A 12,281-nucleotide genomic window follows, 5' to 3' on the forward strand; every position below is an offset into this window, starting at 1 on the left:
AAAAAGAAAGATAAAGGTGAGTATTATGAGAGTAAAATCAACATTAAAAATAATTTTAGATGAACGTGGTATTTCTATTGGAAAATGTGCTGAAATGGCAGGATTAAAGAAGGAAACTGTACGCAGGATGTATAATGACACAACAATGCAGTATCAACGTGATACATTAGGGGCTTTGTGCAAAGCATTAAATGTAGAAATTTCGGATATTTTATCACTTGAGGACAATGAAAAATCTAATTGAGCTTTAAAAATAATTACCTCCAAAAATTTTATTTGTTGTTTTTTTGTAAAAAATATTGCAAATCCCTAGAATTAACAAGTAATTTTAGCTTGTAGAATATTTATAAAAAATGGAGGGAATATTTTTGAGAAAAGTAAGAGGTGTAGAGGCATTAGTAAATTATCTTAAATCAATCAATTGCCCTATGGGAAAATCAACTATTTATAATTTAATGAGAACTAAGAGTATTCCATTTAATAAGCCAACACCAGGCGTTTTACTTTTTGACTTAGACAAAATAGATCGCTGGCTCGATGGTGAATTATAAAAACAAAAGGACGCCCAATAATTCGGGTGTCCTTTCACTATTTATCAATCTTATTTTTGATTTTTAAATTATCATACCTTTTATTATTTAATTCATCCCTTCTAACTGTTATCCCACCCACTGTCAAATCCTTTAATTTGATTTTTCTTCCGTATTCTCTAGACAGAATACTTTCAATTAACGGCAGCAACTTTCGAACCTTTTCTTCTGTCATTTTGAAATCCTTAAATCCATCCACATCTATCCCTCCATTCATTTTTAGCATTGCCAATTATTAAGTTGTATAAAATAAAAAACACTCTCAGCTTATTTCCCAGCTGAAAGTGCTTTACTAAAAATTTATTTCTTCTTTGTATAACATGTCACCCAACGTCCCTTTTCATTTTTGTATGTAGAGCATTCATATTTTGCTTCAATTTCTTGATTTAATTTCTTACGTTCTTCAAGCATTTCTTCAGTAGGTATTACCCATGCAGGTTCTAATAACTCTGACAAGCCCACAGGGGTAGGGATTTTTTCTCCGCCTATTTCAAGATGAGTAACTACCACCTTTATCCCTAAATCTATTAAATATATTGGTTTATCCAACCTAATCACCTCTAAATTTATATATGAAATTTAAAGGTCTACTATTACAAAAAGCAACCACATTTCTGCAGCTGCTTGATTATATATTAATTATTAAGAGCATGTTTTAAAAGATTAAAAGATTAAAAGATTAAAAGAATAAATGATTAAGATTCATTTTATATGTGTTCACGCTTACCCCACCAATGGATTTCAACATTTCAACGTTAGGACATTGCGGTGGGACATTAATAGTATAATAACTGCTTATTATTTTGTTAAGTTATACATGACATCATTTTCAAATTCTTTTCCCATATTCAATTGAGAAAGTAATTCTTCAAGATTATAATTAGTAAAATTCCCTAGTTTAACATGCATGATTAATGCACCTAACATAGGCTCATCCAATTCATAACTACCATCATAAAATCTTAATAACATTAAGGTTCTATTTTCTATATTTCCATCTTGTGCATACATCATTGCTCCAAAAGGAAAATATTTTTTAAAACATTCTTCAAAGGTCATTTTTTTACTGTTCATCAAAGGATCGGTGTAATCATTATTTTGGAATTCTACGATAACACCATAGAATTGAGAACTACTACCATGGCGTTTACGAGTACCACCACCATATATACTTTTTATGACGCCTTTTATTGAAGAACTATCCCCCATTAGATTTCTAATAAAACTTGTTTCATCTTTAATAATATTACCTAGTTCCTGACCAAATAAATTTTTCACAATTACAGCATTTGAATCGAGTACATTATTTTCATCTTTGATAGCAAGAATTTCTTCATTTACTTTTGAGTATTTAATCGTTCTTTGTCTATTATCATTAATCACATCAACTAATTTATATTTAAGTTTAACATTAGAAGTCGAAGCAGTATTCTTTATTGGGCTCTGATGAACAATATCTCCAATTTGTGAATTTAAAATATTAGCATCTCGACTAATTAGATGATTTTGAATCCAATAATGATTAGCTTTTAAATATCTATACACTTCACTCCAAATACTATAAGGAACATTTGATTTATGAACAATTTCGTCTAAATAATTACTAAAATCAAGTGGACTAAAATCCTTTCTAAAAATATTTCTTATCCCAGCTTTTATCGCCGAAGTAGTTGTTTTATCGAAATTGGCTAACATAATAGCTGCAACAAACTCAATAGCTCCTGCCTCGCCTAAGCTTACATCACCATATTTTGAAGCATAACTATCATAAACGAAATTTACATTTTCTTCTATATATTCTCTACTAGAATCTTGAACAAAATTGATAAATGTAAGGTTTCCCTGCAATAAATTTTGATTGTTATTACGAATACGATCACTTATTTTTTCACTTAATACTTTATTAATCTCTTGACTCGGTTTATATGAATAAGAATTTTTCGGTGAATTTTTTATATCTAAAGTATCCTTTATTAATCCTCCAATCCATCTGAACGCTGAATCGATCATTCTATCACCTCTAGTTATAAATAATATTTTTGATAATTAAATTTTCATATTTAAATATAACAGCCCTTTTATTTAATAACAATTTTTCATATATACTTAGTTAATCAGTTCATAAACTGTTAAATTTATTAACATCTAAATCGTTAATTTTCCTTGCTGCTCCATGTATTCAAAATGAGTCATGTTCTATTTACCTTTTCACCAAAACAACCAGTTCTATTACTATTTAATTGTGGAAGGCTATCCCTTTCTTTCTACCAATTGTACAAAGGCATAGGATCTCTTTGTGAGCTATATCCTCCACAGATGAAAAATTAATCGACTTTCTATTAGAACGCTCCACAGCCTTACTATACGTCCCTTCAAATACTACTCTTAATGTACTAGTAACATGTTCTAATTCATTTTGAGGAAGTTATTGTCCTCAATCATTTATAGATATAGCTTTGATTCTATATGCTGCACCAGATCTTTCAGGCATAGTAAAAAGCACCCCTTAGAAGGGTGCTGGATTACTAAAGTATCTTGAACATTTTAAGAATTTGAAGTATAGATACTGTAAAAACAGATAAGTTTAGAAGTAAAAGTGGAACCTTTAATAATATATTTTTCCCGTTAAAGTTAGATAGAATAACAATTTTAAGTACCCCTCTAAAAAAACCATATATAACTATCAATAATAATATAATTATTACCCAATTAACAAAAATATTTGAGAAGAAATAATGTAATAATACTAAGATGGTTCCGAAAAAAAGTGCTACTCCCACATCTATTATCGCTGACTTTAATGATTCCTTAAAAACCTTTGAAATTTCTAGTAAAAAACCTACGATACCAATGAATCCTAGCACAGCTCCAATAAGGCTGGTAATAAACTCATTACCTAAAAATGTTGGATTCAAATACAATAAAATTGAACATATGAAGAAAGCCAAAGCAACTGATATTCCTTCAACAATTTTTATTTTATCTTCCATACCATAACCTCCTAACTATTTTTTGTTCTTAATACGGTAACTCACCTAAAAGGGATTCAAATTAAAGTAAAAAGCACTTCCGAAGAAATGCTTGTATAAAAAAAGACTACAAATTTTAGTAATCCTAATTACTTGATTAAGTGATAAATTAAAAACAGCTACCGAAGTAAGTGTTTTGATAATGCCTATTTATCGCCCACCCTCCATGGAGTGGTCTTATCTGTATTAACGATGGAATCATTAAACTTCTACATCTAAGTCCTCAGCAAAAATAATTCCACGTCTACCATTATCAAGGAATTTCACATTCACCCTTAGTCCGTATTTTTCATTGTTTTCAATCTCTTTTTTAAAATTTATTACTTTAACTTTTCTTTCAAAGTGCTTTAACCTTTTATTAGCTACTACTAGTTCACTTCCAATTGTAATAGAAACAGTTGATACAACATCACTATTGTCAGACCTCGAAACTTTTGCCTTTTCTATTTCTCCATTCTCATCAAAATATTTTGTAATCTCATTTACTAACATAATTCTGCCTTCCCCCTTTTCTACTACCACCAAATAATATCAATATAGCCTTGTCAAATTTATCTAGCCATGACCAATAAGCAACGACTTCAATTAATAATCAGAACTTTGATTGGAATCAATTGTTCATCCCTCCACAATTATTTTCATAGTTTGAATATAATTTACCCTCACAGTACAGAATAGTTTTTAACTGAATAAAAAGGTGGTGAGAATATGAAAGTTGAATTAAAGCTCACTTGTACTGAATTACTTTTGGTTTTCTTTTTACTCGAAAAAATCTTCTTTTAGTTAAGAAGGTGACAATGCTAAAGGAAAAGGCATTGTCATACGGTTTAATTAACAAAATACATAAAAGCATTTTTCTTTAATTACAAACACCATAATAAAAAGCCACATCATTTAACTGTGTAACGCTTTTTATGTAATAACTCTACTTGTTTTTTATCCAAAGCTAATTCCTAATTTTTTGTTCAATAACTTTATACCCTCTATTATTAAATAACTTATTATAATACTAAACATAAATAATATTTGGCTAATAGTAAAAATCAAATAAGCAATATAACTCAATATTAACCACGGACCAATTGTTATTCCAAAACTCGAGTTATAAAATACCCTATATCCTAAGAAACCTGGAATATGCATTAATACACCTATAAATAAGCCAGAAACAAATAAAGTTATACCTAATAAACCAATAAAGGGTAACCAAGTATGAATCAACGCTAATATTTCTTCATTCTTTTCAATTGCTATTCTTGGAATCATACTTTGGACATTTTTCATATCTTTAAAAACAGTTAATAAAATAGAATTGACCATTAAATAATAAATTAAAACAAGTAGGAAATATTGAGGGAATGTATATAAAGTCATACCTTTCAATAAATTATTTTTAAGCGATTTAATAGGATTACTGGCCACTTCTGAATTCTCTTTGCTCTCCTCTTTAATAAATTCAGACATTATTTTCACCTCTTATAAAATAAAATTGAGAATCTATAAAACTAATTTTACCGATTATAGGAAAAATACCGAAATATGTCTAATAATGCGCATTTTAAATTTCCGGCTTGAACACGGAGGATGACAAAAGAAAAACACCTACCCAAAGGTAAGTGTCTATTTAAACAATTTATTCAGTTGTTTCACAGCTCTGTTCATATTCTTCTCCAGCTGTTGCACCGTTATCGACTTTACTTTTGGAGCTGGACCCTCGATAGCTGCACTGATTACTTTTGAACGCTGCTCTGCAGCTTCTGTGTCCGTATCATAGTATGCCTCAATAAATTTAAGGTGTTTTTTTACAACTCCACGTAACAATTCATAATCAACCTTTTTTCGCTCTTTAAAGTACTGCTGTAGCACTTCCACATCTTGTGGAGGTAAACTATCCAAAATGGAACGAAAACGCTCGTATGCATTCTCTAAACGGTCTATTTGTCGTTTCCTGTTCTCTTTCTCCGCAATAATCATTAAAGCAAGTCGTTCTGCTCTTTAAATTATTTTAACTTTTTGTAATATAACATCACTTCGGTTCAATAACTCGTAAAACATTTTTAGCTCCGTTTTCGCTCAATATTTCTATACTTACAATTCCGAAGTAAAATTTTTAAAATAAAAATAGGCAAGCCGCGGGCGTCGCTAGCCCCGCTTAGCCCTACCCACCCAGGAAGGACCCAAATCCTTGGTATCACTGGGTTTATGATGGTTCACGTATTACTATTTGTGATCATCATTACCCTTCATGAACTCTCTAGCCTTCTTAATAGGAATGTCCATTAGTATGTGAAGCCGTCTAGATATAACATTGAGTTCATTAACAGCTTTCTTTTTCTCTCCAATAGAAACTACTACATGAACAATACCAGCAATCAACAACATTACACATAGCGCACGTATGATTAAGTCCAATGCTAGTGTCATGTATACAATCATGCTCATGACCTTCTCACCACCTTTTAATGCATAATAAAAAGCACCTCAATTATTGAGATGCTGTATTATTGAAATGCTGGATAATAACAAATGCAAAAAGAAAAACTAAAGGTATGTATAATAAAACTTTTTTTACTCTATACCATCGTTTATAACTTTTTTATTTCATCTTTAAATTTTGCTTCATTATCTGAACTGCACATCATAAAATCTATTGGTAAATGATTTTCGTTACCTACAATTAATTTTTCATAATCACGATGTAACTCTTTTAATACACTTTGAGTAATGCGTTCTGGATCAGCCTCAAGTCTCTGCATTTTATTAATTAAAACATTTAACTGTTGATAATTACTTTCAATATTGCTAGCTCGTTCTTTATAATTTTTTATGCCTAAGAACATTGTGAAAAATGTTAATGATAATGAAGCTATTAATAACATCTTTGTTGTACTATCCGACGAGTCACCACTAATCCCAATAACCCAAACTGATAATATTAGAACTGCTAATGAATAGACATATGACGTCAACTCGTAAAATTCATGCTTCTCTCGTAATCTAGTTGAAGCTTTAATTCTTGCCCTTCTAGTAATATCCAATCTTCTTTTTAACTCATTAAAAACATCAATGTTGTTTACTTCATTTTGTTTTCCTACTTGAGGATTTGCCGTATGAACAACATTTAAGTTAATTTGATTATTTCCATCCATTTTATCACCCCCACACTAATCACAGTGTTAATGGAATCATATGTCACTACTAGAAATATGAAGGATAATAAAAAGCCACACCTTGTTAGATGTGACTTTAAAATCTATAACCATTCATCTTCATGTTCTTTTGTTTCTCCAAATCTTCCATGTATATCCCTTACCACTTCAATAGACCAACTAATCAATAAACACAAACCATTATTTTCAATACCCCATTTCCGACGCTCTTGACCTTCATAACCAACCAAAAGAGAATATAGTTCTTCATGAATCCAAGCCCTATGTGAATCTTTAAACATACTAAAATCTACAATAATATCGGAACCGGATGGGAATTCTTTTTCTAGCCATTCAAGGACATCTTTATTCTCAATGTGTTTGTTAACTTCTTGCACACTGAATTCTACTTTTTTATCTATTAAGTAAGAGCATTCATGTATAAAAGTAGTTATTGTTGTTATTTTTCTCATTGTATAAATCACCTCCCATCTACCTTTATCATAGGATAAATGGAATGGATTGTCATTATAAGAAATATAACGTATGGACATTAGTACCTTAACTAGATACTTTCATAAAAGATATAAAAATACGATTTATACATAGCGAAAAATGTGACTCCTAAAGAAATCAAATGAGCTAGCTTATATGGAAGTCTAATAGCCTTTAATAGCAAAAAACATATTAAATATGTAGCAACAATAATTATTGCAAATGTAATTAATTGCTTGCTGAACTTTTCTAATGGTTCACTGATTGTATCTGTTATCCAAACTGTATTAAGTATCACTCTATCACCTCCTATATATTTACAATATTAAATCTATAAGAAGTAGAAGTCATTAATACAAATTTGACTTAATATCCTGTCATTTTCACAAATCCCATTGCTCTTTTAATTTAGTCAAAAACTTCATCTTACTTCCATCATCCCCAGATACATCTGGATGAAATTTTTTGGATGCCATTCTGTAGATTTCATGCAGCACTTTCTTTTCGTCATCTGTGTAGTTACTTTGTGAAGCGGTGTAGTAACTACTACTGCCATACGAATTGTAGTTACGTTTATTGCTTCCCTCGTAACTACGCCTTGTGTATTCTTCTTGCATCTTTTTCTTAACCTTTAGTTCCTCTAAGTATGCAGGATTACGTAATGTTCCAAATACGTCATAGCAGTACTTGTATTCATCCTGACCATATTCCTTTTCAAATGCTACTTCTGCGGTTCTGTGTGCTGCAAGAATCGCTTCTTGTTCTTTCTTCACTTTATATTCTTCTGTCTGCTGAAACTCCTGCTCAATTCGCTTTATTAATGGCTCTAGTTTAGTATGGACAAGCTCATGAAACGTATCTTCTTCAATACCCATTTCTTTTAGTTTTTCCTTTAATGTACGGTCAGAATAATGATCGCCGTACCAAGAATCTATGAAATCATAGTAGCCCATTGTACAGATCACCCATTGTTTCTTTTTCACTTTGCCCTCTTCTCTATAAGAGTGGTGAATACTGATTTTATAGGCATCTAGTATAGGCCTTTCATAACGCTCATCGCTATACATGTAGCCATAATGTACAGCTGGCTTATTATTTCCTATACTCCAATTATTAATTGTCACTTGCAGTTCTTTGTGGGTGCCATACGGATCCTGCTTCTTCTTTTGTATTTTCTGAATGACACAAAACATATACACGCCCCCCTTTTCTTATGTAGTTACTCTATCAAGTTATGTAGTACCTACATAATAATGTTGTAATAAAACTTACGATTGAAGCGGATACTTGAATATTTAAAATTATTTTTACCTGTTTAGGGTTTGATTTTAGCCTTTATTCAACCTACACTAACCATGCACAAAGCATTTTCCCTTGATTTCACTTCCTGCGAGGCGTTTTAAACCCTAAATAGTAATATTCATCATCTAACATTTAAAATCGCTGTACAGGCTTCCTATGCATCAAAAACCCACATATAGACTTTATCTACAAACTTCGGCACACTTAACCAGTTGTAAAAGACCACTCATAACGAGTGGCCCTGTCAAACTAAAGAGTTACCAGCGAACCTATCAATATTTTTCCGAACTAATGGCGCCATTTTCTACTAAACGCTCGATACCTTCAGACGTAAAGTCATTTAAGTCATAGATAGTTAAAATGTTTCCTGGTTTATATTGATAACCATTGTTTCTAATATCTTTATTCACGTAATATACCTTTTCTCCAAGTGGATCAGTTACAATTTTATGATATTTACGACAGAACTCTGTAAACGTATTATTTTCTTCATCATCTAACCACATTGCAACAAATTGAACTCCTGAATAATCATGAGCATTCATTTCACGTGTTTCATTAATATATTTTCGAGCTTCTTCTGTAAAAATAGCCTTGATTAATGGTTTACTTACAAGCTGTAAGGCAGCCTTCGAATTAAAGTTTTGTAAATCTACATCACTTTCTCGTGAAAGTTGCTCTTTGTAGGTTGTTAGTTGTTCGATCAAACTTTCTAAAGTTTTAACCCGATCATGCACGAGTGTGGAATTAAACTTGATTGCCCCAAAATTATGAATGGCTGCCACAATTTTTTGCTTTTCTTCCGCACCCATATTTGTTTCCTGTTTACCTAACGTATCTCTTCTTATTTCCAGTGTCATTTTCTTGGCCGTAACACTCGTTAATTCTTCTTCTAGTTTTTCAATGCCGTCCTGGTCTCCTTGCATTTCCTTTTCTGCGATTTCCTTCGCAACTTCTTGCTGCTTATTGGCCATATCTTCAATATCTGCATTCAAAAGGCCCACTTTACTTTTTAGAAGGGAGGTAACAGCGGTTGCTGCATGTAAAACTTCTTCAATGTTTGCAACAAGCTTTTTTTCTTCTTTTGCATACCGTTGCTTTTCAGCTGCAACGGTACTCAAAGTATTTTCTAAAAAATTATTTAACAAGATTTTCATATTTTCAACGGATTCTATTTGTTTTGACATAAGTAATCACCTTTCTTTTATTAATTTTGTTATAAGAAAAACTGGAAGTAATATTTTACTGATGTTTTGTAAAGGCTTCGACCATCCAATAGGTTTGCATGATTTGCTCTGGTGAAAGATTATCAAACTTTATCCCCTTTCCACTCAACACTTTCATTGCCTTTGCTACCTGGATGGCATGTTCTCCCTCTTCTTTGGTATACGAAGATGATTGAGGTGCCGTATTGCCTATCTGCTTTTCATGTGCTTTCAATAATTGCATGTCTCTATTTTGTGGTGGAATGGCTCTATTATTTGTTTCTATCTGGTTACTATTTTGCGCTAACTCCTGGCGCATTTTATCAATTACAGCCTGTGGTAAAACACCATTTGTTAACAGTGGCATATCAAAACTCGCAACAGCTGCTATTTCCTGTTCAAACATGATCGCATCGATAAAGCCTAATTCTTTAGCTTTCTGTGCGCTCATCCAAGTCTCTTTATCCATCATGGCTTTTAGTTTTGTTTCATTCAAACCTGTTTTGGCAGTATAAGCATTGATAATTGACTTGTTAATGTTTTGAAGAAACTCACTTGTATGATTCATCGTACGATAATCTCCCTGTACAGAAACGCTTGCGTTATGAATCATTAGTTGAGCTGTAGGAGACATTTCAACACGTCTACCAGCCATCGCAATTACGCTTGCTGCTGATGCAGCTAAACCCACAATTTGAACTGTTACTTCTCCAGCATAGGATTTTAGAGCTGTATAAATTTCCGAGGCACTGAAAACAGAACCTCCTCCACTGTTAATTAAAACGGTCAATTTCGATGTCTTTGTTTTTTTAGCAGTTTCCAGTTGTTTATTAATCACACCTGGACTAGTAGCAGGAATATTGAAGTAATCGTAAATCTGCTGCTCGCTATCTGAAATTATTGGACCACTAATATGAATATTCATTTTTTCTCAATCCCTTTCTTACTTTCGCTTTGTATTCTTTCTTTACTTTCGCTTTTATGCTTAAATCCTTGCTTCATTATTTAAAGCATTAAATGAAGGGCTTTTTTTAAAGTTTTGGCTCTCAGCTCCTTCATGCGAAAGCGAAAGTAAAATTTTCAATAGAAAAATAGCTGACTTTTGGGGCTCGCGAGCCCCGCATGGATTATAAAGGCTCAGGAGGACCCATAAGCTGGCTGGACTTCTAATTGAACTCAATTACCACAACTCCTAGAAAAATTTGCATTTAGGGAATTTTTTTAGAGCAAATGTGGGCAGTCGGTGTACAGGAATTTCACAATTTTTCACCGAATACCCGGGGGGTACTCTCCAAAATAATATTTTTAATAGAAAATAAAAAAGCCAATAACATACACATCAATGTGCAGCTACTGGACTTCGAGAGTCTCTAATATTATTTAACTTTGTAATGATTGATTGCTTTACAGCGTGTGCATTGTACTTCTAAATCGCAATCACTTGTACTTACTTCATACTCTTTATTCGCTTTAAGTAATAGCTTTCCACATTTTGTGCATCGTAGTTCTTTCATAAGTTCACCTCATTATCTTTTAAGTATTGAGAGAATCACGCGTGTGTTCCTATTTCATTTTTTCATCACGTCTATAACGTTCACCAATCGATGTTAGATTATTTATGACAGCTTCTTTTAAGGTTTCATAATCCATCTTCTGAGAATGCTCAAAATAACGTATAAACAGTTTTCTATCTTCCGCACCAATTAGTTCACATATCTCCTTGAAACGCTTGTATTGAAGCCGTATGCGTTCTAAGCGTTTCTTATATGATTCTTTTTCGTCAATAATCATAAATGCTAGAATATCTGCCCTACTCGAAAGAGATTGATCATTATCATACATAGACACGCCATAACTAAATTCATACAGCTGAGCAAAGTGTGCTGCTTGTCTTTTCTCCAAATAGTTTGCTAGTTTGTTGGCCTGAGCATCCATCCACAATGAATACATATACTCCCTTACTTTATGTTCTAGCTCTGAAACAAAATCATCTGAATCACTTTCAATTGCATAAGGTGTGTTAGCTGTAATAAGCGCTAATTGTTCACCGAAAGCTTCCGAAATAATAGTTTGATTCATGCAGCACAGCCTCCTTTCAACTAAACCTAGCAGGATAGTTTGTTAGAATTAAATGTTCAATTTCCACACCTGTATCAAGATTTAAAAACAATGAAATCTTTATCATAGCTGTATCTCTAATCTTTGTGTAAGTCACTGAACTTATTGGTGGATCAAACTTTAAATTGTAGACATGATAATCTGTCAAGTATTCACTATTAGCTGACAAATACCTTGCTTCAATTAGAAAGCGTTCTGGTGTCGGTAATCTCTCAATAGCTCGTTCGATCATTTGGTGAAAGGCAACATTATTATTATCTGGGTCAGTAAATTTAGAAATTCGATATCGTGCCAATTCTTTTACAACAGCTTTACGAATTTTCACTTTCTCTGCTCTAGTTAAGTGTTTTAATAGTTCCATTGGTATCATCCTCGCTTCTTACTTTTGACAAT

Annotated in this window: 18 protein-coding genes; 2 read left to right on the plus strand and 16 right to left on the minus strand. The window is 32.2% G+C overall.

The annotated features are described in order from the left end of the window. The first annotated feature begins 25 nt into the window (after positions 1–25). A complete protein-coding gene (locus CD31_RS01445; protein WP_036075214.1) occupies positions 26–244 on the plus strand; it encodes a helix-turn-helix domain-containing protein in 219 nt (72 codons plus the stop codon). Positions 245–368: 124 nt separating this feature from the next. Beyond that, on the plus strand, positions 369–551 hold the full coding sequence (locus CD31_RS01450; protein WP_036075216.1) for a hypothetical protein: 183 nt from the start codon (positions 369–371) through the stop codon (positions 549–551). A gap of 37 nt (positions 552–588) precedes the next feature. Here the strand turns inward: CD31_RS01450 and CD31_RS01455 are convergent, their stop codons facing one another. From CD31_RS01455 to CD31_RS01535, 16 genes are all read right to left on the minus strand, one after another. Beyond that, positions 589–789 (minus strand): hypothetical protein, encoded by a 201-nt coding sequence (locus tag CD31_RS01455; RefSeq protein WP_036075217.1) that lies wholly within the window; start codon positions 787–789, stop codon positions 589–591. 101 nt (positions 790–890) lie between these two features. Beyond that, a complete protein-coding gene (locus tag CD31_RS01460; protein ID WP_036075218.1) occupies positions 891–1,139 on the minus strand; it encodes a hypothetical protein in 249 nt (82 codons plus the stop codon). 249 nt (positions 1,140–1,388) lie between these two features. Further along, positions 1,389–2,600: a hypothetical protein gene (locus tag CD31_RS01465; protein WP_036075220.1), complete on the minus strand. Its 1,212-nt coding sequence runs from the start codon at positions 2,598–2,600 to the stop codon at positions 1,389–1,391. Between the two features lie 515 nt (positions 2,601–3,115). Next, complete coding sequence (locus CD31_RS22635) at positions 3,116–3,580, minus strand: hypothetical protein (RefSeq protein WP_052125294.1); 465 nt, start codon at positions 3,578–3,580, stop codon at positions 3,116–3,118. Between the two features lie 240 nt (positions 3,581–3,820). Then, on the minus strand, positions 3,821–4,111 hold the full coding sequence (locus tag CD31_RS01475) for a hypothetical protein (RefSeq protein WP_036075222.1): 291 nt from the start codon (positions 4,109–4,111) through the stop codon (positions 3,821–3,823). Positions 4,112–4,555: 444 nt separating this feature from the next. Then, positions 4,556–5,083, minus strand: a complete 528-nt coding sequence (locus CD31_RS01480) for a hypothetical protein (protein ID WP_036075225.1) — start codon at positions 5,081–5,083, stop codon at positions 4,556–4,558. A 156-nt stretch (positions 5,084–5,239) separates the two neighbouring features. Next, the gene (locus tag CD31_RS01485; RefSeq protein WP_036075227.1) at positions 5,240–5,593 is read right to left on the minus strand and encodes a hypothetical protein; all 354 of its coding nucleotides are present in this window, start codon (positions 5,591–5,593) and stop codon (positions 5,240–5,242) included. A 246-nt stretch (positions 5,594–5,839) separates the two neighbouring features. Beyond that, positions 5,840–6,055 carry a hypothetical protein gene (locus CD31_RS01490; protein ID WP_156113255.1) on the minus strand — a complete coding sequence of 72 codons (216 nt, stop codon included), beginning with the start codon at positions 6,053–6,055 and terminating at the stop codon, positions 5,840–5,842. Between the two features lie 149 nt (positions 6,056–6,204). Beyond that, positions 6,205–6,768 (minus strand): SLATT domain-containing protein, encoded by a 564-nt coding sequence (locus CD31_RS01495; RefSeq protein WP_081977438.1) that lies wholly within the window; start codon positions 6,766–6,768, stop codon positions 6,205–6,207. Between the two features lie 104 nt (positions 6,769–6,872). Continuing rightward, positions 6,873–7,241, minus strand: a complete 369-nt coding sequence (locus CD31_RS01500) for a hypothetical protein (RefSeq protein ID WP_036075229.1) — start codon at positions 7,239–7,241, stop codon at positions 6,873–6,875. Between the two features lie 405 nt (positions 7,242–7,646). After that, a complete protein-coding gene (locus tag CD31_RS01510; RefSeq protein WP_036075232.1) occupies positions 7,647–8,456 on the minus strand; it encodes a hypothetical protein in 810 nt (269 codons plus the stop codon). A gap of 381 nt (positions 8,457–8,837) precedes the next feature. Further along, entirely contained in the window at positions 8,838–9,752 is a 915-nt protein-coding gene (locus CD31_RS01515; RefSeq protein ID WP_036075235.1) for a hypothetical protein, read from the minus strand. A 55-nt stretch (positions 9,753–9,807) separates the two neighbouring features. Then, complete coding sequence (locus tag CD31_RS01520) at positions 9,808–10,695, minus strand: head maturation protease, ClpP-related (RefSeq protein WP_052125295.1); 888 nt, start codon at positions 10,693–10,695, stop codon at positions 9,808–9,810. A gap of 451 nt (positions 10,696–11,146) precedes the next feature. Next, positions 11,147–11,284 carry a Com family DNA-binding transcriptional regulator gene (locus tag CD31_RS23185; RefSeq protein ID WP_140423013.1) on the minus strand — a complete coding sequence of 46 codons (138 nt, stop codon included), beginning with the start codon at positions 11,282–11,284 and terminating at the stop codon, positions 11,147–11,149. Between the two features lie 49 nt (positions 11,285–11,333). Continuing rightward, on the minus strand, positions 11,334–11,849 hold the full coding sequence (locus CD31_RS01530) for a hypothetical protein (protein ID WP_036075239.1): 516 nt from the start codon (positions 11,847–11,849) through the stop codon (positions 11,334–11,336). A 16-nt stretch (positions 11,850–11,865) separates the two neighbouring features. Beyond that, the gene (locus CD31_RS01535; protein ID WP_176408541.1) at positions 11,866–12,258 is read right to left on the minus strand and encodes a hypothetical protein; all 393 of its coding nucleotides are present in this window, start codon (positions 12,256–12,258) and stop codon (positions 11,866–11,868) included. Between the last annotated feature and the right edge of the window lie 23 nt (positions 12,259–12,281).

This window comes from Lysinibacillus boronitolerans JCM 21713 = 10a = NBRC 103108 (genome assembly GCF_000772935.1).
In the GTDB taxonomy this organism is placed as follows: Bacteria; Bacillota; Bacilli; order Bacillales_A; family Planococcaceae; genus Lysinibacillus; species Lysinibacillus boronitolerans.